Origin of the sequence: Paraburkholderia madseniana, assembly GCF_009690905.1 — a bacterium.
GTDB lineage: Bacteria > Pseudomonadota > Gammaproteobacteria > Burkholderiales > Burkholderiaceae > Paraburkholderia > Paraburkholderia madseniana.
The window spans coordinates 32499-57888 of the sequence record NZ_VOSW01000033.1 but is presented as its reverse complement, the minus strand read 5'-3'; the positions used below and the strand labels follow the sequence as shown (position 1 = coordinate 57888).

Sequence of the window (25390 nt, the reverse complement as noted above, 5' to 3'; positions counted from 1 at the left end):
CAGTCTGTCGAAAAACGGACAACGATTCCTACAACGCGTAGCCGAGGGCAATCGCCATTTTTATCGTACTCGCTGTCCTTGTGTACCTGAGGTTCGGACACCCCTAAATCGTTCGAACCAATCTATTGCTCTGCTATCTCCAACCTGAACGGAAATGCACCATGGCAACCTACAAAGCCCTTCGAGACCAGATCGAACAACTCACGCAGCAAGCTGAAGCTGCGCGGGCCAGCGAGCTACAGGCCGTGATCTCGGAAATACAAACGAAAATTTTGGACTACTGTCTTACGGAAAAGGACATTTTTCCTCGTAAACGTGGCCGTCCATACAAGGCGGAAAAGGCAACCTTAGCGCCGAAATATCGAGACCCAAAAACGGGCAAGACCTGCCACTGTGGAAAACGTGGCCGACCGGCTCGAAGCCACTGCATGCCTGTGTCGACGTGCTCTTCCAGAACATGACGGCCATCGGCATTCCGCTGGAGACGAACGTCAGCTTCGCTGCATTCGGGTCGTCAGCGTTGCCCGCTTCGGGCTGCTTGGCACGTGTCTCTTGCTGCCGCACGGCGGTCTGGTCCGCCGGTGCACGCCGATGGGCGCAGCCGGTCAATACGAGCATTGACGCGAGAGTCGTTGCGATGACCAGTGTGGTCAGTATTTTTTTTGACATTTGGTCTGATTAATTCACGTTGGTTGCTGTGCCAGACCACCCTCGACTCACCAAAGGAGCGGATCATGGCTGACACCAATCTCAAATCAAGTGGCGCTCACCCCGAGCACCACGCCGCCATCCAGTAGTCGTAGCGATACCAACGGTTTTCGCTCCGCCCGCAGAAGCAGCCGCCCCTGCACCCATGGCTCAGGCTCGCCAGACGGCGACTCCACACCGCAGGCTTTAAACCCGGACAGCACGTCAGGATCGAGGTCCGCCACAGCAGGCTCGTCATCACGCTCACCATCTTCCCGCTCCTCGGATAGCACTGCCAGCAATCAGCAAACCCCGCCTCGTATGTGTACTTCTGACCTTCGTCCTGCAACGCCTGGAGCGTTGGACTGGCCGCATCGTTGTCCGCAATGCACCAGCGCGCACTCGGCCGCCGCCAGCCCGCGCTGTTCTTCCGGAGTCCGCAGCGATCGTCTGCTCACGGTTGTCCGTAATGGTTTGTCCCGCGATGCTCTGGATCGCGGATTGTGCGGCATTCAACACGACCACGGTCGACTGATAGGCCGAAGGATCGGCTGTCTGCGCTTTCAGTTGCGCCATTGCTTGGTCGAGCTGCCGTGCCGCCCCCTGGTCCAGATCCGCCGACGCCCCCACAACGTCAGCATGTTGGTCCAGGATGCCTCGATCGTCGGAACGTCCGCCGGATTGTGCGCTTCCTGCACCGCCATCTGGTACGCCTTGTTTTCAATCAGTTGCCGCTCACTCGTATGCAATTGCCGGTCGTAGAAGTCGATTGGTATTTTCCGTTGCACTGTGCGCCCTGACGAAATCAAGACCATCGGCTCCGGCGACAGGGCAAACAGGATCGAGCATCTCTATATACCCGTGCGGTATGCAACGATAAAACCGATAACTAACGTCACGACTCCGAGTAAAGACTGCACAATCAATCGGCGTCTCCATTTTGACGTGTTGGGAGGTACCGGTCGCCCTATCTTCCTTCGATATGGCACCCGAACCGACCATATGCACAAAGCATCAATGAGGCAAAGCAGACCTACCAAAAATACAAGAGCGAGCTCAATTTTGGCAATGCTTGGCTCACCCATACGTTTAAATGGCCCCGCCGCCAAAAATGCCATCGCGCACAAAAAAAGCAATCCATACAAAGTCAGTCGTATCCAATTAAGACATAATTTCAGGAAATTATTTTTCATTTTTGCGAATCTTTACTTGGAACAAAAGACGAGCCGCCTTGAACTAACGAACCAAGTGTCCCGCCTCCTGTCAATGGGAATGCGTTTGGTGCGCCTTGCAACAGGGCAGGTATGCTCGGATTATAGTTTTGAAAAACAATAGGCCGCACAAGTTGCGCCAACACTCGTGTTGTAATAAAGCTAGCACCGTATCCCGCAGCGCCAGATAGAGCTCCAACTGCGAAAGCATATGCTCCACTGCTCGATTCTCCATAATAGGCGTTGTTAAACAACGTATTTGCAGTATTGCTCGCCCCATAGAGCAACATATTACCGATCAAACCCAATTCAGCACCTATCGGTCCAGCAATGGCTCCCGTGCCGGTGGCAAAAACCGATTGTATGGGACGCACGGTTCCTGTTTGGGCATATTGGCCGGCAGCGTCCATGCCGCCGCTAGTCGTTGCGCCAATCGCAGCGAATCCCAAGCCCCCGACTGCTGTTGCAACCGGCAAGCCTGCGACTAGCACACCACCAGTTGCTGCTGCTATCACCCCCCCGCCCATGAGATTGCTGATTTGCTGGTCTCGGTTCGTACTATTGCTGATTTGTGATGCACTTGGTTGCGACAACCCGTTCTGTGCATAGAAGTTGTTAATTCCATTCTGCGGCAGGTAACTCGCATACATGCTGGCGTTCGCCTTCTGTGCAGCGGTCGCCTGAAACTTGTATCCCGGACCGCAGCTCGAACAGTTCGGGTCAGCGGGAAGTAACACATGCGCTTGGCTTAGAAACTCGCTTGCGGCCTCATCCCACTGACCCGGCACACCATTCTGGACCTGGCGGAAGGCCTGCTGCGCAAGTTCCTCCTGCGCGACAGCAATGTAAGCGCTCGATTTGTACCGTCTGTTCGTGGCGGCGGGAGGGGTGCAATCTGATTCCCATCAGATTTGATGGGAATCAGATTGATGAAGCAAATGGCACGAGGACGGCGGCCGGGATCGAAGAACTACACCCGGGAGTTTCGGGAAACGGTGGTCGCTGAGACGAACGATCCGGATCGCTCAATTGCCGAGGTAGCTCGCACGCATGGTTTGAATGCCAATATGGTTGCGCAGTGGCGGCGAAGATCACTGGAGGCGCAACTGGCAACACCGCAACCTTGCCTGGCGCTGCTGCCCGTCGATGTAGTTGATCTTCCAGAGGAAGATGCCGGCAACCACGCCGCATCGCAAGATCAGCGCGTGCCAGCGGTAGCTGCGAGGCCACCGGAGTGCGAGATCGAAATCGAGCTTGGTAAGCGGCGCGTTCGCATCTCCGGTCTTTCGATGGATCGCGCCGAGCAGTTTCTTCGGGATTGTCTGAAGTGATCGGACTCCCACAGAATACCCGCATCTGGATTGCGGCTGGCGTGACCGACATGCGCAGCGGGTTCAACTCACTATCCGCGAAGGTTCAGACCGTACTCGAGAAGGAGCCGTATTCGGGGCATATATTTGTGTTCCGCGGCAAGCGTGGCGATCTGCTGAAGTGTCTCTATTGGAGCGATGGCGGCCTATGTTTACTTGCAAAGCGTCTTGAGAAAGGGCGTTTTGCATGGCCGCGTGCCGACGCGGGCGTCGTGGCCCTGACGAGTGCTCAGCTTGCATTGCTGCTCGAAGGGTTTGACTGGCGACAACCGGTCGAGGCGGCACGCCCGCGCAGTGCTTTGTAAACGTCTGTTACCCGATGATCGGTGTGCGGCAGATGGTCGTAAACTGTCGCAATGGATCTGACCGATACCGACCTGCCCGACGACATTGATGCGCTCAAGGCGCTGGTTCGCGCGCATGCGGCGTCGGCTCATGCAAACGCGCAGCGGGTCGTCGAATTGCAGGACCAGCTCAGTTCCCGCGTAATCGAGATCGAACATCTGAAGCTGACGATTGCGAAGCTGCGCCGCATGCAGTTCGGTCGCAAGTCTGAGAAGGTGGAGCGTCAGATAGAGCAGCTTGAACTGCGGCTTGAGGACCTGCAGGCAGACGAAGGTGCGGCCACCCAGGCTGACTCAAAGAAGGCACAGCAACGGCGCGAGAGTGCCTCTCGCAAACCACTGCCCGATCACCTCGAACGCGAAGAGCGTGTGCATCGGCCCCTCGATGAACACTGCCCGGGATGCGGTGGCGCGCTCAAACCGCTGGGCGAAGACGTTTCCGAACAGCTTGAATACGTGCGCGCGCACTTCCGCGTCATCCGTCATCGCCGTCCCAAGTTCGCCTGTTCGTGCTGCGACTGTATCGTGCAGGCCGCAGCGCCGAGCCGGCCGATCGATCGTGGCCTGCCGGGTCCTGCTTTGCTCGCCCACATCACGACGTCGAAGTTCGCGTACCACATCCCGTTCTATCGCCAGTCCGTCATGTACGCGCGCGACGGCGTCGAGATCGAAGCGGGCACCATGGGCCACTGGCTGGGCAGTCTGACATGGTTACTCAACCCTCTGGTCGACGCGGTGCGCCGCCACGCGCTTGGTGGCACCAAGGTTCACGCCGACGACACCCCGCTGCCGGTGCTCGCGCCGGGCAATGGCAGGACGAAGACCGGCCGGCTCTGGGTGTATGTGCGCGATGACCGGTCCAGTGGTTCGGGCGAAGCGCCGGCCGTCTGGTTTGCCTATACACCGGATCGTCGCGGCGAACATCCACAGCGTCACCTTGCCAACTTCACGGGCGTACTGCAGGCAGACGCCTTCGCCGGTTATGCGGATCTGTACCTGGGCGGTCAGATTCACGAAGCAGCGTGCATGGCGCATGCACGTCGAAAGCTACATGATCTACACGCTGTTCGGGCATCGCCGATCACCAGCGAGGCACTCGAGCGCATCGGCGCACTCTATCGCATTGAAGAGCACATTCGTGGCAAGCCACCTGAAGAACGACGGCGCGTTCGCCAGGAGAAGGCTGTGCCGCTGCTTGATGACATGAAACGGTGGTTCGAGACGACGCTTCTCACACTCTCCGCGAAATCGGACACCACCAAAGCGATCCAGTATTCGTTGAATCGCTGGCCTGCGCTGGTCTATTACTGCAGTGATGGTCAGGCCGAGATTGACAATCTGATTGCCGAGCGCGCATTGCGCGGCGTGGCAATCGGAAGACGGAATTTTTTATTTGCCGGTGCGGACTCAGGCGGAGAACGTGCAGCCGCGATGTACAGCCTGATCGGATCTGCCCGCATGAACGGCGTTGATCCCGAAGCCTACCTGCATTACGTGATCGAGCGCATCGCCGATCACCCAGCGAACCGCATCGACGAACTGTTACCCTGGAACGTCGCTCCTTTGCTGCCCGCCGCCTCACACATCGATCCCGTTCGCTAGCAGCTGGCCTCTCGCCGGTCAACGTAATCAGTGACGGTCCTGTTCAAGTGCTTACACAGCAATCTGAGCGTCGCTTGGCGGAGTGCCGCCATTCATCAATTGAGCAAACGTCTTGGCATTGTCCTTGATCCACTGCTGCTCGGTCGGATGCAACTGCCGGTTGTATTCGTCTGCGAACTAGCGGCCGGGCTGCACTGCACCTCTTAAGCTCTATGACCTAGATCGCTTCCTGACAAAAAAGCAAACAACCCTGATGCCCTCGATCACAAGCGCAAACCCGAACAGAATTCTGAAAACGAATAGCAATCCCTCATGGTTGTTTGATTGCTTTTCTGACATAGGGCGGACATGCCAATGGACAGACGCCTTGGCGATAATATCTGGAAGATATAGAAGACCGAGATACACAAGGGCAATTCCGAAAACTCGAGTACAGGTTCCCTTCCATCCATCGTCGAGGATCAGTTGATCGAGTCTCGAATATCTCATTTCGGCGCCTCCTTACTCGGTACAAGTGACCCTGTGCCTGTGATTGTCGAACCCGTCACGGCACCTGCCAATCCCGGAATCAGGTTCGGGCTGCGAGGTTGCAACAATGCGGGAATCGCTGGATTCAAATTATCGTACACATAGGGGCTAACAATTTGAGCCAACCCCTTTGTCGTCACGGCACCGACGAGATAGCCACCTGATGCGGCAAGAGCGCCCACGCCAGCCGCATACGACAAGCTGTTTGACTCTCCATAGTACGTGTTGTTGAACGCGGTATTAATGCTATTGGTCGCAGCCCCCAACAATACGCTGCTGATGAATTTCACATTGGCACCGATCGGTCCCCCGACCGCCCCAGTTGCAGTTGCAAACGCCGTCTCCGCCGGGCGGATCGTACCAGATTGCGCATATTGACCAGCCGCATCCATGCCGCCGCCGGCCGTGGCACCAATTGCTGCGAACCCCAAGCCGCCGACCGCTGCCGCAACCGGCGCGCCAACAAGTAATGCACCGCCAGTTGCCGCCGCCAGCACGCCCCCGCCCATGAGATTATTGATTTTTTGATCCCGATTCGCGCTGTTGCTGATCTGTGAGGCGGTGGGTTGCGACAAACCATTCTGCGCGTAGAAATTGTTGATTCCGTTTTGTGGCAGATAGCTCGCATACATGTTGGCGTTAGCTTTCTGCGCCGCCGTCGCCTGGAACATGTACCCAGGGCCGCAACTCGGACAATTCGGGTCAGCAGGCAGCATTGCATGTGCTTGACTCAGGAACTCGCTCGCAGCCTCGTCCCACTGCCCTGACACGCCATTCTGCACCTGACGGAAAGCCTGCTGAGCGAGTTCCTCCTGCGCGACCGCGACCTGGGCATCACTCGGCGGATTGCCGCCATTCATCAATTGAGCAAACGTCTTGGCATTGTCCTTGATCCACTGCTGCTCGGTCGGATGCAACTGCCGGTTGTACAGGTACCTACGATCTATTTTTCTCGCGATAAATGGTTATAGTTGCAATGGCGCAAAATACCGCAGCAAGTACCAAGCCATTTACCAAAATTGATTTGGCATCCATCCAGGTCCATTGATACTTCCCGCCATGCATCCAAACAACAATAAAAATTGCCCAAATTTTTACCGCAGCCATTCCAATGAGCGATAGGATAATCAACTTAAGATAAATCGAAATCAGATGAGACATGCTCTATTTTCCCATATTGCTTTTTGCGTCATTGATGGCTTTGGTGCCCATCTCCGACCCCGCAGCACCTGCTGCACCTGCGCCAATGACGGGTATATTGTTCGGAATAAACCAGTTGGTCGCCGGAAGCAAATTCTGAGCCGTCAGGCCTATACCATAACCGATGATCGCTGCACCAGCGTTTACTAGTGACCCAGTAGCGATGCTATCGCTTTTTCCTAAAATCTTATTGTTTGTATAGGTATCCGCTGCTCCCGTTCCCGCATTGACAGCGATATTCCATAGAAGTCCACCGGCAGTACCTAGCCCACCAGCAAGAGCAGCATAGCCTACGTCAACAGGATTGACAGAGCCAGTCTGGATATACTGCGATGAAGCATTCACTGCGCCAGTGATAACGCCAATTCCAACAGGTGAAGCCCATGCCCCCGAACCCAATGCACCGCCTGAGCTCAAGATCGGTGCGCCCGGTATCGCTGCCAATGCGGGGAGTATAGCGGGCGCTGCCAACGCTCCCGCAATTGCCAAACCAATCGCCGGATGCGCCGTTGAACCCGGCAAGGCCATCTGCTCAGGTGTCGGCGTACCATCTGGATTCCCGCCCGACAGAGGGCTTGCCATTTGAGCCGGCGTCGCTGAGAACAGGCTTCCGGCATTCGCCGTAAGGTACTGCGCTGCCACTGCGTTGTAACCAGGCCCGCTCGCAGCGGCGTTATCGACTCGAATGTAGCCGTTCGCGAGCAGCATGTTTTGCGCATCTGTCGATGAAATCGCCTGACCAGTAGTGCGCTCGTAATACGCTGCAAAATCATTCGCATGCTGCATTGCCCAGGTGCGTTCTTCTGGATGCAGTTGCCGGTTGTACAGATCCGCACCCAACGCCCATTCGCCCCGCTCATTGCCCCGCCAGAGCCGCCCAGCGCGCCACCCGCCACGGCTCCCGCGAGCCCCGACGCCACATTCGACAGCAGCTTCCCGCCCGCAGTATCCCCCAGCGCATTACCAACCGCATTCCCGGCGAGGTCGCCCGCCACCGTACCGCCCACCGCGCCAGCAACGCTGCCCCCGCCGAGGGCCGCACCCAGCCCCGCGACGACCGCATGCGATGCGATCCGCGCCGCCCCGTCGTTGCCCCACAGCGCCGCCTCCCGGTTCGCCGCGTCCAGATCCGCCTGGGCCTGCGCCTCATCCTGCGGATCACTCGCCGCATCCCTGGCAGCCTTCGCCCTTTCGGCGTTCAGGTTCGCCTGGTCCTCCAGCTTCGTCGCGATGTCCCCTACCACCTGCATCCCGACCTGTTCCGTTCCCTGCTGCACGGCCATGTCGTTCTGCATCTTCTGCGCATCAAACCCGTTCGTCACCGCGCCGGCGTTCGCGCCCGCCACGTCACGGCTCAACCCCGCCGTACTGTCACGCCCGGTGCCCGTGTCGCCTCGCACCGTGATCGTCGCCGGACTCACCGCCGCATACGTCGTCCCCGAGGCACTGCTGCTCACGCCCGCCACCCCAAGACCCGCCTGCCCCAGTTGGTTTTGGTACGGGCTATCCTTCGACGGACTGAAACTGACGCCTTCCGGCGAACTCTCACCTGCCGAACCGCTCAGACTCGCGCCCAGCGTCGAACCAGAAGACTCGGCCGTGTTCTGCAGATTGGTATAGCCGAACGTCTGCGTCGACAACGTGTTCTTGTCCTGCGTCGCCGTACTCGCGATCACGCCGCCGTCAAGTTGCGTGTGATTGCCCACCTGAATGTTGAATCCACCGTCGCCCGCACGGATTCCGCTTTGCACATTCACCGACTGGAAGCGATTTTTGATGGTCTCGTCGCTGGCACTTGCGCTACCGCTCACGGTCGAGCCATAGCAGATCGGCGGCACGCAGATGCTCATGTTGAAGCCACCGCTCACCTGCTTGCTGTCGTAGCTGTCCGTGTCCTGCACACTCTGGATATTCAGGTCGCGGCCCACGTTCGCATCGACCGTGTTACCCGCCACCTCCGCACCGCGCAGGTTCGTATCACGCCCGCTGGTGATCGACAGGTTGTTCGCGGCGGTAATCTGCGTGTCGCGATTGGTCACACTGTCGCCATTCGCGTGGCCCTTCGCAGCGCTCGCGGCCAGTTCGATCGTGAAGCCGTTCTGCTGGCCGCCCAGCCCGAAACCCACACCAATGCTCCCGCTGCTGCTGCTGTTGCTGCTCGTCTGGTGCGCCAGGTCCTGTGCGCTTTGCAGGTTGATGTCGCGTGCCGCGTTAAGCACCACATCGTTGCCGGAAATCAGCGTACCGCGGGAATTGATGTCCCCGTCGGTAGCAACGCCGCTCGCGTCTTTCGCGCCGCTGCCGGTCGCCACCAGCGTGACGGTGCCGCCTGCGCCCAGCGTGCTGCCGCCGTTGACCGTCGAACTCTGCTGCGACTCGCTGTGGCTGCTGCCGCCACCCACGCTGACGGTCACCTTGACCAGCGCCTGACTACTTGTCCCGGTACTGGCAAGCTGCTCGGCCGTATTGACCACGTCGTAGACGGCCAGCGCCGCCTTGGCACTGTCGATCGCCGCCAGCCGCGGATCGCTCGCGCGGTGTGAGCCGGCCGCCTGGTTGATCGCCGCAGCGGCGTTGCCCGCGGCACCGCCCAGCGCCAGCGTCACACCGTACTGGCTTGCACTCTGGCTCATGCTGCTCTGCTGCGCGTCCGTGCCCGGATCGAGATTCAGGTTCTGCCCGATCAGCGTCAGGTCCTTGCCCGCAGTCAGGTCCGCGCCCTGTACAGTGATGTCCTGATTCGCATCCAGCGTTACGTTGCCCTTGCCGCTCACGATCTGGCTGCGGATCGTACTCTGCGTCTGGCCGGCCGTGTCCTGCACCGAATGGCTGTTCGCTACGCCCACGGTGAAGCCCGTCCCGCTGCCATTGCTGCCCAGGCTGCCAAACTGATGACCGCTAGACTCCTGGTGGCTCGTGTTCGTATCCGTGCCAGCCAGTACATTGATCGCGCCGGCACTCGCCACCAGATCGACGCCCTGCGTCCCGCTGATGCCCGAACCGATCACATCGATGTCGCCCGTGTGGCTCTTCACGATCACGCTGTTGGCGAGCACAGTGGTCGCCTGCTGTTGCGTCGACGACGAGTTGCCGTCCTGGCTACTCCTGCCCGCGTTATACGGCGACGAACTCACGCCACCCGCATTCGGGCCGCCCTGAATCCAGCGCGACAGATCGCCCAGACTCGGGCTCGCCAGTTGAAAGCTCGAACTCGAACTGCTCGACTGCGAGCTCTGCTGCATCTGGTCGGTCGAGGCCTGGAACGTGACATTGCGATTCGCGTCGAAGATCGCCGTGCCCTTCGCACTGATGGTCGAACCGGTCACGCTGATGTCACCGTCGAGCGGCTGACCGTTCGCGTCGGTCAGCGCGCCGCCGGTCGCGACCAGACTCACGTTGTTGCCACCGCGCACCGTGCTGCCCGCATTGGACAGGCTCGACTGGGTGGTCGTGCTTGAACTACTGCTGTGCCCGTACGAGAGTGTCACCGAAGGCGTGTCGAGCGTACTCGCGGTAATCTCATTCGCAATGCCGGTGCCGCGCTGGTAAGCATTACCCGACGAACCCGCCGCCTTGAGGTTGCGGGCAGTGTCGAGCGGCGTACCGCTCACGCCCACCGTGACGCCGCTCGAATGCGCCGACTGCTGATCCCGCGACTGTGCCGTGTCCTGACTCGGGTCGATCGTGATGTTCTGCGCCTTGATACCGATGTTGCCGGTCTTGCCCGTCACATCGTCCGCAGCCTGGTTGGCGATGATGTCGCTACCGCCAATATGAACGTCCTTGCCCGCCGTAATCGACACGTTGCCCTGTACAGCGCCGACCGTGCTACGCGACTGGCTCTGCATAACGGAATTCGCATCGTACTGATCTTTCTGCTCGCTCGATCCAACGCTGAAGCCAAAGCCGCCGCTTCCCGACAGTCCCGAGTGCTTGACATCGTGAAACTCGGAATCCTGATAAGTATCGGTCGCAGCAAGGATATTCACACTGCCCTTCGCAGCGAGCGAAACAGCGTTCGTTCCGACGATGCTGCTGCCGGTCACGTTGATGTCCTTGCCGCTGATGACCGACACACCGTCTGCCGAAATGGCGCTGCCATCGGCCTGCGTCGTCGTCTGGTCGACGCGATTGGCCGCGCTCGTGTGGCTCGCGACGCCGCTGTGGCTATGCGTCTCATTCGAGTTGTCGACATGCGTTTCCGTTGCCGCGTCGACGTTGACACTCCCTGCCGCCATGAGCAACGCATTGCCCTTGTCGAGATCGACCGTGCTGCCCACCACGTTGATGTCCTTACCGGACACGATATTCAGGCTGTTGCCGCTCTTGAGCGTAGTGCCCGTCACCGTATCGTCGGACGTGTGCAACGTCTCCGCGTAGCTGCCGTGATGATCACTACCGGAGCTGTTGCTGTCCACCGTCGACGTCGCGGTCGCCGCCTGCAGCGTCACGTTGCCCCCTGCCGCGACAGTTCCTCCACCGCCCAGGTTGATGTTCGCACCGGTCGCCGTGAGATCTCCGCCCACTGCGATCAAGGATGCACCCCCGACCTTCACGCTGCTGCCCACATCGCTCACGATGTGCGTATCGGATATACCGTTCGCACGAGCAACGACCTTGGTCTCGCCGGTCTGCAACACCCCGAGATTCCAGTTGCCGCCAATGCTCATACCCAGCGCGCCGCCCACATTCAGGTTGGCCGCGTCCTGTTCGAAGTTGCCGCCCGTCGTAATCGCCGCGTTGCCCGTCACGTTGATGCTGGCTACGGGGCCAAGCGTCGTCGTAACACGCGTCGCACCGGTATCGCTGACCTGGTTGAGCGTGTTCGCCGCTGTGTTCAGAACCAGGTTGCCACCCGCTTGCAACGCCAGGCTTCCCGCATTGAGCGTCGCCGAAGTGAGGTTCACATCGCCCGTCGTCACAAGCGACATCTGCCCACCGCTTTGCAGCGTGCCGAACGAACTGTCGATTCTCTGCCCGCTGATCGCGAAGCTGTTCGCCGCCTTGATCGTGCCGCTATTGGTGACCGTTTGTGCGTTCTGCAGATCGATGTTCGTCGCCGCGATAACCGGACCGTTACCCATGTTCTCCTGGCTCGCCTGCGCCAGATAGACCACCGGCACGAGCACCGGCTGCCCATCGACGATCTGCGTCTGCATGATGACGACGTTGCTCGTCAGTTGCGACACCTGCTCGGGCGACAGACCCGTACCAGGCGCCAGATCGAGCGACTTCGCGAGTGCAGCGCCCGACGTCATCAGAGTTTTGAATTCGTCCTGCGTGTTCGCGTAGTTCGTCAGGACCGACTTCCCGGTCATCGACAGGATCTGGTCCTGCACGAGCTTCTGCTCGTAGAACCCATCGCCCAGCCGCATCTGGACCTTGCCGGGGTTCATGCCCATCTGCTGGAAGTAGTAGTCGCTCGACAGCCACTGCTGCTGGCTCGTGAAGGCCGGGTTCGTCTCGACCAGGTACCGTGCGTTCGGCGCGGTATCCATGTGGAAGAGTCCGCCTTGCGGCACCGTGATGTTGTTGAGCACCTTGACGGCCGTCGCGGCCGCAATGGTCGGATTGTTGAAGTTCGCAAGGCCGCTGTTAAGAAGGCGGCCGCCCTGGATTGCCACCGCGCCCGGATGCACACCACTGCCCACGCTGATCAATCCGCTCACCACACCCGCGCCAATTGCCACCGTGCCCTGCGTGCCCTGCGTGCCGATCGTTCCACTCACCGCGCCCGCGCCAATCGCCCCCACACCCTGCGTGCCGATCGTCCCGCTCACGGAACCGGCTCCCGAGCCCGATAAAGTCTGCCCGGGCAGGAGCCCGAGCGGCGTCACCCCTGCGTTGCCCGCGGTGTTGTTGATCGTCACGCCCGTGCCACTGAGCGTACCGCCCGCCGTGAACGAGGATTCGTACGCCGGCAGCGCATACGTGCGGATGTCGGCCGGCGCCGCCTGAGTGTAGCCGCCCGGACGGGAGCCAACGAACGGAGCATCGCCGAACGGCAACTGCCAGTTGTGCTCGCTGTTGTCGTAGTTGTCGTAGTGATATTCACCCGAGTAGGTCACCTGCACCTGCGGAGCACTCTGGCCTTGCCAGCTGTTCTGGTCGAGTGTCGTGGGCGACGCGATGTTGCCCGTCGCGGCCACCTGGCTCCAGTAATTCTGGAACGTCCCGACCGATGACGCTTTCAGGTTGCCGCCGGCGATGATCTGCGATTCCGGACTGACGGACGTGACCGTATTGGCGACTGCGTCGCCCGTATAGGTCGTGTACTGATAAGTGCTGTTCCACTGGCCTCCGTGCGGCGGATCGGTAGGCACGCCGCCGATCAGCGTCGGGTCGCCCCTGGAACCCAGGACCTGCGGATTGCCCGGTCCACACGCAGCCAGGTACGTGGCGTCACATCCTGACAGGCTGATGCCGAGGCTTTGCAGCAGGGCCGGGTCGATCGACGACGTGAAGCCGCCCGTGGTCATCACGCGGCGCGTGTTCGTCACCTGGTTCGCATCGATCTCCATGTCGCCGCCGGACTGGATCAGCGCGGACTGGTTCCGGATCAGATTCGCGTTGGTGTAATTGCCGCTCCCATCCTTGCCGCCAGCCAGAACGACCTTGCCGAGACCGTAGATCGCGGTCATCGCCTGCGTGTCGGTCGCGGTCGTGTCGTCCCGATTCTCGATGTCCGGCGCAAGCAGCTCGAGCGTGCCGGCGCTGTCCGTCGCACCGATCAGCGCGGTGGTGCCCAGATTCGACAGGCTTTGCGTAGCATTCAGCGACACGCTGCCGCCCACTATCGTGCCCGTATTGGTCAGCGTGTTCGAGTGCGTGGTCAGCAGGCCACCGGCCCCCAGCATCCCCGAGTTCTGGATGTCGCTCGCATTGATGTTCAGCCCGTTCACGGCCGACAGAGCGCCGCCGTTGCTGAACGTGCCTGGCAGTGTGAAGCTCAGATCGTGGCCCGCTTTGAAAGCGCAATTCGGCGAGGTGGTGAAGTTCCCTTGCAGGTTCAACGAAAGATCGTTGACCGCACTGTACGTGCCGCCGCCTGCCAGCGTATTCGCAGTGACCGACAGATTCCGGGATGCGTTGATCTGGCCGCTCGTACTGGTCAGAGTGCCCGTCCCGATCCCGACGTCGCCGGCCGTGTTTGCGGCATTGCCGATTTTCCCGCCGGTGTTATCCAGATTGCCGGCGTTGATCTGCAGGTTCGCGCCACTCAGTTGCCCGCCCTGTGTATTGGAGATCGAAGTCGCGCTCAGCGTCACGTTGCCGTTGCCGCTGATCGAGCCCATGCCGGACGTGCCGCTCGCATTGCTGTTGGCGATCTGGCTGCCGCCGTTGATTGTCGTCGCGCCATTCCCGAGATTGGTGATCGCCCCGCCCGAGTTGTCGATCAACGATGCAGCGAGACTCAGCGTGCTGCCGGTCGCCGCGCCGCCCGCGCCGATCACGCCGCCGGCATTGATCAGCTGACCGCCGCTGGTGGCGGTCAGTCCGGTGCCCGACGACAGCCGTCCATTCGTGTTGTTCAGCGTGCCCTGAACGGTCGCAGTCATGACGCCTTGCGACGCCAGCTTGCCCCCGGTATTGTTGAGACTGCCGACCGACACCGATGCCTGTCCATTGGTCACGATCTTGCCGCCGACGTTCGTCAGCGACCCGGTGCCATTGCTCGGCTTGATCGTTAGCGTGCCGGTGCCGGCGTGCGTGATCGTGCCACTGTTGTTGTTCACGGACGCAGAAGCAAGCGTCAGGTCCGTGCTATTGGTCTGGATCACACCGCCGTTCGAGTTGTCGAGCGTGCCACTCACGCCGAGACCCATTGCACCAGTCCCGAGTTGCGTGATCGATCCACCTTCGTTCGTCAGGTTCGTCGCGGTGACACCAAGCTGGTTCGTGGTGATCCGGCCATTGCTGTTGTCGAGCTGCGCAATCGACATCGTCACCGCGTTGCCGCTCACGACGCCGTTTGCGTTTCTGAATGACGCGGCGTTTGCCGTGATCGCCTGCGCGCTCAACGTTCCGTTGCCGTTGTCGAGCGTGCCACTGACGGTGGTGTTGAGACTCTGCCCGGCCGTGATGCTGCCGCCATTCGTCAGCGACGCGGCCTGCACCGTGTTATTGCCAGACGCAGCGATCGTGCCGCTGGTGTTCGTGATGCCCGCGCCGCTTGTGACGCTCAGGTTCCCGTTCGATTGGAGTTGTCCCCGGGTGTTGTTCAGGGCGCCGGCGAGCGTCGCGCTCAGCCCGGACTGCCCCCCAATGCTCCCGCCTGTGTCGTCCAGGCTGCCCGCATTCAGGTCGACCTGTCCGTTGCTGACAATCGAGCCGCCGACGTTGGTGACCGCGCCCGTGCCATTGGCTGCATCGATCGACAGCGTGCCGGTCCCGGCATGCGTGATCGTGCCGCCGTTGTTGTTCAAGGTGGCGGGCGCAAGCGTCAGATCGGTGCTTTTCGTCTGGATCACGCCGCCGTTCGAGTTGTCGAGCGTACCGCTCACGCCGAGCCCCATTGTGCCGGTCCCGAGTTGCGTGATCGATCCACCTTCGTTCGTCAGATTCGTCGCGGTGACACCAAGCTGGTTCGTGGTGATCCGGCCATTGCTGTTGTCGAGCTGCGCAATCGACATCGACACCGCGTTGCCGCTCACGACGCCGTTCGTGTTCCTGAATGACGCGGCGCTTGCCGTCACCGTCTGGGCGCTCAGCGTGCCGCCACTGTTGTCGAGCGTACCAGCAACGCTGGTGTCCAGATTCTGTCCGGCCGTGATGCTGCCGCTGTTCGTCAACGAAGCGGCCTGCACCGAGTTATTGCCCGTCGCAACAATCACACCGCTGGCGTTGTTCAGGATGCCACCGCTCGACACGCTCAAATCCACGTTTGACGCCAGTTGCCCATGCGTGTTGTCCAGCGCACCAGAAACCGTCGCGACCAGACCGGCATGACCGCCGATCGCTCCGCCGGTGTTGTCGACACTGCCTGCCGACAGCGCCGTCCGACCGTTGCTGATAATCGAGCCACCGACGTTGGTCACCGCGCCCGTGCCATTGGCTGCATCGATCGACAGCGTTCCGGTCCCGGCATGCGTAATGGTTCCGCCGTTGTTGTTCAATGTCGCCGGGGCAAGCGTCAGATCAGTGCTTTGCGTCTGGATCACGCCACCGTTGGAGTTGTCGAGCGTGCCGCTCACGCCGAGCCCCATTGCGCCCGTTCCGAGCTGGGTGATCGACCCATGTTCGTTCGTCAGGTTCGCGGCGACAAGAGCGAGGTGGTTCGTCGTGATCTTCCCGCCGCTGTTGTCGAGCTGCGGGGCAGTTACCGACACGGTATCGGCGCTGATCGTCCCGTTCGCATTCTTCAGCGACGCAGCGTTAGCCGTGACCGTTTGCGCGCTTAGCGTCCCGCTGCTGTTGTCCAGCGTGCCGGTGACGGTAGTGTTGAGATTCTGGCCCGCAGTCACGCTGCCGCTGTTCGTCAACGAAGCTGCCTGCACGGACTCGTTACCCGCTGCGGCGATCGTCCCGTTGGCATTCGTGATGGCTGAACCGCTCGTGACGCTCAGGTCCCCGCCCGATTCAAGCTGTCCATTCGTATTGTTCAATGCACCCGCAACAGTCGCATTCAATCCGGTCTGTGCGGAGATCGTGCCGCCCGTGTCGTCCATGCTGCCGGCCGACAGGTTTGCCAGACCATTCGTCACGATCTTGCCGCCGACGTTCGTCAGCGACCCCGTGCCGCTGCCCGAGTCGATCGTCAGCGTGCCGGTGCCTGCATGGGTGATCGTGCCGCCGTTGTTGTTCAACGTCGACGGCGCAAGCGTCAGATCCGTGCTGTTGGTCTGGATCAGGCCACCGCCCGAATTGTCGAGCGTGCCGCTGACATTCACACCCATTGCCCCCGAGCCGAGCTGGGTGAGCGCGCCATTGTGATTCGTCAGATTCGTGGCGCTTACACTGATCTGGTTCGCTGTAATCTTCCCGCCGCTATTGTCGAACTGCGGCGCCGTGACTGACACGGTACTGGCGCTGATCGTCCCGTTCGCGTTCTTCAACGACGCTGCATTCGCTTTGAGCGTCGCGGCGCTCATCGATCCCCCGCTGTTGTCGAGGGTTCCCGATGTCGTCACCTGCAAGTTCTGCGCGGCCGTGGCCGTGCCGCTGTTGGCGAGCGTTGCCGCGTTGATCGTCGCATTGCCGTTGCCGCCAATTACACCGCCCGTCGCGCCCTGCGCCGTCGTGCCCGCAGCGTTCGTGATCTGGCCGCTCGCCGTGAGCGTGAGGCCATCGCCGTTGCCCGACACGATGCGTCCGGCCGTGTTCTGCACGTTCGCGCCCGACACGTTCACCGCGCCTGCCGCTTCGAGCCGGCCCGCCGTATTGTCGATGTTGCCGCTCGACGCCACGTTGAGCGCCTGAGCCGACGTGATCGAGCCTGAACCGTTCTGAAGGCTGGTAGCCGCAATCGTCGCTACGCCGTTCGTGCCAATGCTGCCGTGACCATTGTCGAGCGCACCGGTCTGGACACCCAGCGCCCCCGTGCCCGCCTGGCTAATCGTCCCGTTCGCGTTGGTCAGGCTGCCCGAACGGATCGTGGTGTTTTGCGCGTTCGTCGTGACGGTGCCGCCGGTATTGTCGAACGCACCCGACGCGGCCAGCGTCGTGTCGCTCGCGCCCGTTTGCGACAACGTACCGCCGCGATTTGAAATACCACCTGCCGTCACGCTCAACTGCGCGGCACTCACCTGCCCGTGATCGTTCGTGACGGTCCCTGCGGCATTGGCAGTCAAGATGCCGCTCGTCTGCAGCGACGCACCTGTATGAACGATGTTGCCTGTGTCGCCGCCGGCGCCGGTCGCTGTCAGGGACGCGTTGCCCTTCGTCAGCGTTTGCCCGCCTGCCATGTTCAAACTGCTACCCGACAGCGCGAGATTGCCACCCGCCATCTGCTGCCCGGCGGCAGTCACGGCACCCGAGCCCGTCACCGACAGGTTGCCCGTTCCGGTGACGTTACCGTTCGCGTCGACTCCCGCGCCGAGTGAGCCGGTCGAATTAACGCTCGCGCCCGTGACGCTTGTGTTGCCGAGCGCAGCGATCGTGCCGCTGTTGGTCACCTGCCCCTGGCTATTCAACGTGGTGTTTTGCGTCGCGTAAACGGAACCGCTGTTCGCCACGTCGCCCGCTGCGGAGATCGCGACATTGCCGTTCGCGCTCGCCGAGCCTGACAAGGTTATCTTGCCCTGGCTGCTGATCTGCACGTCGCCGCCTTGCGACGCAATCGTGCCGGCGCTATTGACGCCAACGCCTGCCTCCGTGCCCACCAGCATGATCTTGCCAGCGTACATACCACCGAGCTGCGCGACGTCGATCGCCACACCCGGGCTATTGCCGTCAGGCCCGAGCGATTGCGCACTCAGATCGCTATAGCGTACGTCGTTGTTGCCCGCCACGACATTGAGCGACTGCCCTGCCCACACCTTGCCGTTGATGGCAACGCTGCGCGCGATCAGGTCGACCTGGTCGACGTTGCTGCCGTTGAGCCCCGCCGTTCCGATCTGGATCTGGCCACCCGTCACGTGAAACGCATCGAGACTGCCCGTGCCGCCGAAAACCGGCGTGCCAGTCGTCAGAACACCGCGGCTCGTGTTGATGAAGCCGCAACCATTGCAGTAGATGCCAGCCGGATTGGCGATGACCACTTCGGCCTTCTGGCCTGCCACCTCGGTATAGCCAAGCAACTGGCTCGCATTGCCACCTACGACCTGGTTCACGATGACGCGCGCGCTGCCGGCGCCAAGATTCGGGTTGCCCGTCACGTACCCGCCAAGTTGGGTCTGCACATTGCCCGGCGAGTTGTTCAGGATCAGGCCTTGCGAACCGACGTTGTACTGCGTGTACGGGTTGTTTGAAACGCCGGCCGAATTCGGCGTGGCAATCTGAACGATCGGCAATCCGTTCGCGGTTACGCCAACGATCGGCTTGCTACCCGATGCAGGTGCCGCGACGACCTGGGCATCGACCAGTACCGGTTGCATGCCAAGCACGCACAATGCCGCGAACGCGACGTGCCGCATCGACAGCATGTCGACGAAGCCCACAGGTGCGTGCATTGAAGGCGCGCGACGATGCGTGCTAAAAGGCGTGCCGGCCGAGCGACCCTTTCCTGTACCCGTTGCTGTTTCCTGCACAGCCGTCCAGAGACCACGCGCTGCATTGAAAATGACGCGATAGATATTCTTGTTCATAGCAGGAAACTCACGCTGAAGCCCGCCACCGGCCAGTGGTTCGGGAAACGGGCCGGCTGGTACAAAGGACCGCCGATGAAAACGTCATAGCTGACGTGCCTGAATGCACTGCCGCGCACACCGACCACGGCACCCGCCAGACGGCGGCCAAGCAGATTGTTCGCTTCGGGACCGAATACCTCACCGCCGTCGATGCCGAAATACAGCGCCTGCCCGAAACGCGAAAACGGAATCTCCAGATCGTTGCGAATGAAGACGCCCTTCTCGGCAGCCAGCATCGTGTTGCCATCGAACCCGCGCACGGTATAGCGACTGCCGATCGAAAAGTATTCGGTGGGATAAAGCATGTTGGGTGTGTTCTGCGCACGCACCGTTGTCGAGTAGCGCAGTGGGAAACCCGCGATGGTGAACGGCACGCTCAACGTCGCGTCGACCGTCTCCATGTGGTAGTAGTACGTGGGGATACCTGCGCCCGCGCCCGGCAGATCCGGCTGTGCTCCGAACCACGGCACGCCCCATCGATAGGCGAGCGTGCTGTCGAGTTGCGCAGCGCCGAAGTAATGCTTGTGTTCCCAGCCGACTTCCGCGTAGCTGTTGTCGCGGTGTTGAACACCGATTTCCGTACCGTCGATGAACGCTTCGCTGAAGCGCTTGCCGACGCGGAACTCGACCGTGTTCTTCTGCACCTGATTGCGATAGAACTGGTATTCCGCCTTGACGTCGAAATTACTGGACTTGCCGCTCGACACGAGCGTCGAGAACGCGCCTGCGATCTGTTGGTGGTAGTCGTACTGGCTGGCCGTGGAGGTGAACGTCCAGTTGCCCCAGGGAATCGAGTAATACGCGCTGCTGCCATGCGTGCCGTATTGGCTCGTATGACCGTCGATGTCGTGGTTGTAGCTGACGTTGAAGAGGTCGGACAGACCAAGCGGATTGTCGAGCGTCAGGCTTGCGCTGCCTTGGAACTGGCCGGTCGACTTGAGCCCGCTATCGTCGGCGCTCACGGAAAGCGACCACGGCTTCGTGCGCTTAACCGAAATCACGACGTCGCTTTCCCCGGTCGACGGTCCCGGCACGATCTGCATATCAACATCCTGATTTGGCACGCGCTTCATCTGCTCGAGGCCCTGCTCGAGATTGCGCAGATTCAGTAGATCGCCTGCCTTCGTCGGAAACGCGTTACGCCACGTGCCGTACGTCGACGGATCGGCGAAGCGAATTGCGCTGATGACGCCAGGGATCAGTTGAAGCTTCAGCTTGCCGGTCGAAAGATCTTGCGGTGCAATGACAACGCGTGTCGTGGAGTATCCCTTTTCGATCACGAGCGCCATGACGCGATGCACGATCAGGTTGAGCCCTTCCCTGCCGACACACTGTCCTCGATAGCGCTGCAGATAGTCGTTGACGAACATCAGTTCGCCCGGGAAAAGGGGGTTGGGCAACAACGCACGTGCACCAGCCGACTCCACGGAATCGCTCAAACCGGGTGGCACTTCCAGCCTCAGTTCGTCGACCTTGAAGCACGGTGTTTCGACGGGAACCTTGCCGTCGTCTTCGGCCGAACGCTCGACGGGTTGAAGGGTAACGTTTGGGGCGGTGATCGCACGCTCGCGCTCGATCGCCTGTTCCTGTGCGCGGCGGCGCTGCTCCTGTTCGCCAAGCGGATCGGCTGCCTGCGCGTATGCGACGTCTACGTGCGAGGCTGCCAACAGCGCGGCACATACCGACACGAGCCGACCCAACGCTCCCCAATGCGCGTAACCTGTGCCTACAAAATTGCGCGTCGCTTTCGGCGATCGTGCGATCCGCCCGGATTTGTTCTTTTTCATTACGTCGATCTTGTTATGGCGCCGGAATCGACGCAGCAGTTCTGAACGTCAAACTGGGAGCAGGTCCTGGCCCACACTCCTACGAATGAACCACCGGTCACCGCAATGCCGTTCGGATTGGCCGATATCACGTTTGCGCGCGGGCCGATTACGTCAATAAGGCCGCTAATAACGCTGGGATTGGGACTCGTTACCTTATTGACAATCGTTCGAGCATTGATACCGACGTTATTAAGTGAAGCGCCGGCTCCGTCTACGTTGAAACTGCTATACGTGTTGTTCGAAACGCCTGCGAAGGTCGGTGCAATATTGACCGTCTGATGTCCATTTGCTGAAGTTGAAACCGTGGCGGCCGTTCCGCCGTCAACGGCAATGCCAATTGCATATGTGCTGCAAGGGACGGCAGCCAGCACGGCAACGATCAGCCTGATTTGAAATTGACACAGACGTGGGTTTCTATGGCCCGCGCTACTTCCCCGTGCGCTACTGGACATTCCTGTTGGCACGCAACTGTTCGTTGCGGGTTCTCTCGGTGGATTCGTTCAATACGCGCGACCATTGCAATCGCAGCATTCATACGACGAATAACGACCGTACCCAGGAGGTTCTTTAGAAATATCTGGAAATATTTTTATTACATCCAGATTACGCACCGACAAAGGCCCAAGGATTTCCCTCTTTTAATGTAGGCATACATCTCGCAAACGTTTTACCTGACCTCGACGCTTCTTTTTCATTCTAGAATCAGCATCCGTAAGAATTTTTAATTCACGCGCGACACAACGTCTGTTGCGACAAGGGGAATCAGAGTCAGCTGGTTCTGCGCATTACATGGCCATGTGACACAAATACGTGACTGGTCAATATTCCGTGAAATCCCTCTTCTGCATTGCCGGGGCTGTCTGCTCAGGTGACGTCCTTTTAAAGTCGTCGATGACTGTTCAGTCTGCAGATCTCTCAGGTTCTGGCATGTCGCTCCCGGAAGCCAGGACCTTCTCGGCGTCGCGTTCGCGCGACGCCTCTTTTTCTTTCCTTCAAGTAATGCATCGTGTGATGCGAGTCGAGTCGACCAGGAAGTGTGTGATCCGCATCCGACTCTCCGGACAATCACGGTTTCCTGAACAGCGTCTTCTTTGAAACAGTATTTCGAATTGTCCTAACCACGGCGGACACCCTGGACGCCGCCTGATGCCGCAAGGGTTTCGACCGTCCGGGGTAGTTATCCAACATGACGATATCGGTCAGTGGTCGGACAAGACGGAAGCGTCCATCGCCATATCACCATGGCGAACGCTTGTCGCTCTCTCCAAATCTTCGCAATCGCGCGCGGGCCTCGTTGACTACGTACACCGGCGCACTTGATAGCTGCTGTTCGTACAGATCGAGAATCCGGGTAATCGACGGGCAGTCCGCCACTTCAATGAGCCAAATGTCATCGCTCGCGTTCCTGCTTGCCGCATCCAGAATGCGTTCTGCCTCAAGATAGAGTTCGTGTTCTGCTGCACCAAAGCCGTCCTCCTGAAGATACCAGGCCATATAAAGTGCCTTGACCAGCTCTACCAACAGACCACCGTTGCCCTTACCCACGCGAAAGGCAGCCAGTGCAAGATGATGGTGCAACACAAGTTCGCGGACGGAAATGGCGGGGAGTGGCAGCAGCATGGTCTTGCTGAGCGGTTTTCTGCGCGACTGGCCCACCGCCAGCCGTTTCTTGCGATTCTGTGACATGGGTCGCCGAAGCAATGATCCGCGCCTATTGCAACCAGAACCGGACTTCTACCGTGAAAGTAGCCAAAGCCTTCGGCGCCATCGGCAAAATATTTCCTGCCAGCGTGGAAGACGTGCTGGTTCGGGTCGTAAAGCGCTTGGCTCACAAGCCGATCGCGATTTGCCACTAATCACTCGATTCGAATACCGCGGTACGGTCGTCATGATCTGCAGAAAGCGATCGCTCGCCTGTCAAGTGGTCAGCTATCTGAGCGGACTCGTCGCAACAATATTCGCTTGCTTGGCTTTTAGGCTCCTGTCCGAACATTAGCCAATTGCTCCTCTTTCTCCGGTGCCGTGATGCTCGCAGTCAGCGCGGCTACGAGCAATAGCGCCGCAGACGTCAACATGACCAGGTTGATGCCGTTGAGAATGTCCGAACTCAGGCCATCGCCGACCATCACGCCGAATGCCGCGACACCCAGCGCGCTGCCGACTTGGCGGGCCGTGCTCAGCACCGCGGAGGCAATGCCGGCCGACATCGCGTCGACGTCGGACAGCAAGACCGCCGTCATTGCCGGCACCGCGGCGCCCATGCCCGCGGGAATCAGCACGAATCCGGGGATCATTTGCCAAATACCGCTGTGGGGTCCGAGCCAGCACAACGACGCATAGCCCACTCCTGCAATTAGCGCACCGCCGATCATCACGACTCTCGACCCCGCCCATGCCGCGATCTTCCCACCCGCAAGATTTGCAAAAATGAAGGTGGCTGTCAGCGGCAGGAAAGCGAGACCGGTATGGACGGCTGAGTACCCTCGCGCCTTCTGCAGATACAGGCTCAACACAAAGAGCACACCGGAAAAGGATAGGTTGATCAGAAAGCCGAAAACAAGTGGACAACTGAATCTGGAGTTGCGAAACAACTTGAGCGGTAGCATCGGGAACGCGATGCGCCGTTCGAGCCACACGAACGCGCATGTCGAGAGTACGGCGACACACGCCCCGCCCCAGACCAGCGGATGATGCCAGCCGAGATTCCGGTATTCGATCGCTGCGCCGATCAGACTCGCGAGGGCGAGTACGATCAGCAGTTGCCCTTTGAGATCAAGTTGTCGCGAGCCCGCCTCGTCCATTCGCGCAGGAATGCCCCGGTACGCGATGATGAGACCGACTGCGCAGATCGGCAGATTGATCAGGAAAACGCTGCGCCATCCAATGACCGACAGCAGCACACCGCCGACAACCGGGCCGGCCGCGAGCGACGCGCCGCCGATCGCCGCCCAGATGCCGAGGGCGCGCGCCAGTAAGCGGGCATTGCCGTCGCAGGCTTTGCGCAGCAAGGTGAGCGACGTCGGTAAGAGCAGCGCGGCGGCTATCCCTTGCGCGATCCTGAATACATTCAGCTCGACGATAGAGCGCGAGAAAGCGATCGCGATCGACGTTGCGCCGAGAATCACGAACCCGAGTATGAACACACGTCTGGCGCCAAACCGGTCCGCGAGCGTGCCGGCGGACAGCAGCAGCACCGCGAAGCCGAGCGTATAGCCGTCGACGACCCACTGCAGTCCGGAGATTGATGCGCTGAAAAACTCGGCGAGGTGCGGCAATGCGACGTTGACGATGGTGAGGTCGAGTTGTACGACGCACGACGCGAAACTCGCCGCAATCAGGATGCGGGCAATAGATCGCAAATCATTTTGCTGCTTCATGGTCTCTCCTTGGGCTGTCTTACCGCCTTGCGTCAGGCGCGACCAAACACGCGCCTTCATCGCAGTCGTGAGGTAGGGACGAAGTCCATATCACCGATTTCCATGTTCTCGCCCGCCATGGCCCAGACCACACCGTGGCTCGACGTCCCCACCCCGGAGTGCACCGCCCAGCCGGGCACGATCACGGCCTGTTCGTCGCGAACGATAAGATGCCGGGTTTCATCGGGCTCGCCGAGCAGAAATATAACGGCCGCTTCCGGTTCGAGGCCATAGTGCAGGTAAACCTCGCTGCGCCGTCTGTGACGATGCGTCGGCAAGGGACTCCATACATTGCCTTCGTCCAGCGCCACGATGCCCATCAGCAACTGGCATGTCGGCAAGATCTCGGGCGCTAGATACCTGACGACAGTTCTGCAGTTGCTGTCTTTCTGGTCCCCTCGCTTGACGGACAAGGCCTCGTCCCGGACAACCTTTCTCGTGCGAAACGACTGATGAGCGGTGGCGCTCACGTAATAGAGCTTCGCCGGATGCTCAGGGTCTTCGCTGCCGAAGAGCACCTCGCGCGCCCCGGCACCGACATAGAGGGCATCGTATTCGCCGATGTCGAAGCGCTGCCCGTCTACGTCCACTGACGCCGGGCCGCCGAGATTCAATAGCCCGAGTTCGCGCCGTTGCAGAAAGTACGCCGTCCCGCATGCCTCGCTCAGCGCGCGCGGTAACGTCAGCGGTTCGTATTCCGGCATGATGCCTCCGAAGATCATCCGGTCTTCGTTTGAGTAGGTGGCGCTTAGCCTGCCGCGAACAAACACGTTTTCAACGAGAAACTGTTCTCGCAGCGCGGCGCTGCCGAGTGTTTTGACGTGCGCCGGATTTATTGCCTCGCGCGCGTCAATCACGGTGTCATTCATTAGATGGGCTCGTCGACGTGATAGGCGAAGGAAAGTGGGAGGCACGC

Annotated in this window: 15 protein-coding genes and 1 pseudogene; 5 read left to right on the top strand and 11 right to left on the bottom strand. The window is 60.3% G+C overall.

All coding sequences use genetic code 11. The features are described 5' to 3' along the window. The first annotated feature begins 161 nt into the window (after positions 1-161). Positions 162-461 (top strand): H-NS histone family protein, encoded by a 300-nt coding sequence (locus FSO04_RS18740; RefSeq protein ID WP_154561268.1) that lies wholly within the window; start codon positions 162-164, stop codon positions 459-461. 384 nt (positions 462-845) lie between these two features. Next, positions 846-977, top strand: coding sequence for a SymE family type I addiction module toxin (locus FSO04_RS48735; protein WP_154561314.1), 132 nt, complete (start codon positions 846-848; stop codon positions 975-977). A gap of 273 nt (positions 978-1250) precedes the next feature. On the opposite strand, the gene FSO04_RS18730 is transcribed toward FSO04_RS48735, so the two are convergent. Beyond that, positions 1251-1475: a hypothetical protein gene (locus FSO04_RS18730; RefSeq protein WP_154561266.1), complete on the bottom strand. Its 225-nt coding sequence runs from the start codon at positions 1473-1475 to the stop codon at positions 1251-1253. 401 nt (positions 1476-1876) lie between these two features. Next, complete coding sequence (locus FSO04_RS18725; protein WP_154561264.1) at positions 1877-2548, bottom strand: hypothetical protein; 672 nt, start codon at positions 2546-2548, stop codon at positions 1877-1879. 279 nt (positions 2549-2827) lie between these two features. On the opposite strand from FSO04_RS18725, the gene tnpA reads away from it, so the two are divergent. The 3 genes from tnpA to tnpC are packed head-to-tail and all read left to right on the top strand — an operon-like array spanning position 2828 to position 5214. Further along, positions 2828-3229 carry an IS66-like element accessory protein TnpA gene (gene tnpA, locus FSO04_RS18720; protein WP_154561262.1) on the top strand — a complete coding sequence of 134 codons (402 nt, stop codon included), beginning with the start codon at positions 2828-2830 and terminating at the stop codon, positions 3227-3229. Continuing rightward, positions 3226-3573, top strand: coding sequence for an IS66 family insertion sequence element accessory protein TnpB (gene tnpB, locus FSO04_RS18715; RefSeq protein ID WP_133892454.1), 348 nt, complete (start codon positions 3226-3228; stop codon positions 3571-3573). Before tnpA ends, tnpB begins: the two co-directional genes overlap by 4 nt. Positions 3574-3624: 51 nt before the next feature. Next, positions 3625-5214: an IS66 family transposase gene (gene tnpC, locus FSO04_RS18710; RefSeq protein WP_154561260.1), complete on the top strand. Its 1590-nt coding sequence runs from the start codon at positions 3625-3627 to the stop codon at positions 5212-5214. Positions 5215-5699: 485 nt separating this feature from the next. On the opposite strand, the gene FSO04_RS18705 is transcribed toward tnpC, so the two are convergent. The 9 genes and pseudogenes from FSO04_RS18705 to kduI all read right to left on the bottom strand — a co-directional run bounded on the left by FSO04_RS18705 (position 5700) and on the right by kduI (position 25343). After that, complete coding sequence (locus tag FSO04_RS18705) at positions 5700-6659, bottom strand: hypothetical protein (protein ID WP_154561258.1); 960 nt, start codon at positions 6657-6659, stop codon at positions 5700-5702. Between the two features lie 19 nt (positions 6660-6678). Further along, positions 6679-6903: a hypothetical protein gene (locus FSO04_RS18700; RefSeq protein ID WP_154561256.1), complete on the bottom strand. Its 225-nt coding sequence runs from the start codon at positions 6901-6903 to the stop codon at positions 6679-6681. A gap of 3 nt (positions 6904-6906) precedes the next feature. After that, a complete protein-coding gene (locus FSO04_RS47575; protein WP_233464902.1) occupies positions 6907-7359 on the bottom strand; it encodes a hypothetical protein in 453 nt (150 codons plus the stop codon). Next, entirely contained in the window at positions 7356-19187 is an 11832-nt protein-coding gene (locus FSO04_RS18695) for a hemagglutinin repeat-containing protein (protein ID WP_233464901.1), read from the bottom strand. The genes FSO04_RS47575 and FSO04_RS18695 overlap by 4 nt, the downstream gene beginning before the upstream one ends. After that, on the bottom strand, positions 19184-21016 hold the full coding sequence (locus FSO04_RS18685; RefSeq protein WP_166618208.1) for a ShlB/FhaC/HecB family hemolysin secretion/activation protein: 1833 nt from the start codon (positions 21014-21016) through the stop codon (positions 19184-19186). The genes FSO04_RS18695 and FSO04_RS18685 overlap by 4 nt, the downstream gene beginning before the upstream one ends. 80 nt (positions 21017-21096) lie before the next feature. Continuing rightward, positions 21097-21510, bottom strand: a pseudogene (locus FSO04_RS18680) (two-partner secretion domain-containing protein); the annotation flags it as partial. A 784-nt stretch (positions 21511-22294) separates the two neighbouring features. Continuing rightward, positions 22295-22744, bottom strand: a complete 450-nt coding sequence (locus FSO04_RS18675; protein WP_154561254.1) for a hypothetical protein — start codon at positions 22742-22744, stop codon at positions 22295-22297. Between the two features lie 287 nt (positions 22745-23031). Continuing rightward, entirely contained in the window at positions 23032-24435 is a 1404-nt protein-coding gene (locus FSO04_RS18670) for an MFS transporter (RefSeq protein ID WP_154561252.1), read from the bottom strand. Positions 24436-24491: 56 nt separating this feature from the next. Further along, the gene (gene kduI, locus FSO04_RS18665; protein ID WP_154561250.1) at positions 24492-25343 is read right to left on the bottom strand and encodes a 5-dehydro-4-deoxy-D-glucuronate isomerase; all 852 of its coding nucleotides are present in this window, start codon (positions 25341-25343) and stop codon (positions 24492-24494) included. Between the last annotated feature and the right edge of the window lie 47 nt (positions 25344-25390).

What these genes read in the sequence shown, in the direction of transcription:
- FSO04_RS18675 (WP_154561254.1), bottom strand. Translation starts at nt 22,744, where the DNA reads ATGTCACAGAATCGCAAGAAACGGCTGGCGGTGGGCCAGTCGCGCAGA.
- FSO04_RS18700 (WP_154561256.1), bottom strand. Translation starts at nt 6,903, where the DNA reads ATGTCTCATCTGATTTCGATTTATCTTAAGTTGATTATCCTATCGCTC.
- kduI (WP_154561250.1), bottom strand. Translation starts at nt 25,343, where the DNA reads ATGAATGACACCGTGATTGACGCGCGCGAGGCAATAAATCCGGCGCAC.
- FSO04_RS18725 (WP_154561264.1), bottom strand. Translation starts at nt 2,548, where the DNA reads ATGTATGCGAGTTACCTGCCGCAGAATGGAATTAACAACTTCTATGCA.
- FSO04_RS18685 (WP_166618208.1), bottom strand. Translation starts at nt 21,016, where the DNA reads ATGAAAAAGAACAAATCCGGGCGGATCGCACGATCGCCGAAAGCGACG.
- FSO04_RS18695 (WP_233464901.1), bottom strand. Translation starts at nt 19,187, where the DNA reads ATGAACAAGAATATCTATCGCGTCATTTTCAATGCAGCGCGTGGTCTC.
- tnpC (WP_154561260.1), top strand. Translation starts at nt 3,625, where the DNA reads ATGGATCTGACCGATACCGACCTGCCCGACGACATTGATGCGCTCAAG.
- tnpA (WP_154561262.1), top strand. Translation starts at nt 2,828, where the DNA reads ATGAAGCAAATGGCACGAGGACGGCGGCCGGGATCGAAGAACTACACC.
- FSO04_RS18670 (WP_154561252.1), bottom strand. Translation starts at nt 24,435, where the DNA reads ATGAAGCAGCAAAATGATTTGCGATCTATTGCCCGCATCCTGATTGCG.
- FSO04_RS18740 (WP_154561268.1), top strand. Translation starts at nt 162, where the DNA reads ATGGCAACCTACAAAGCCCTTCGAGACCAGATCGAACAACTCACGCAG.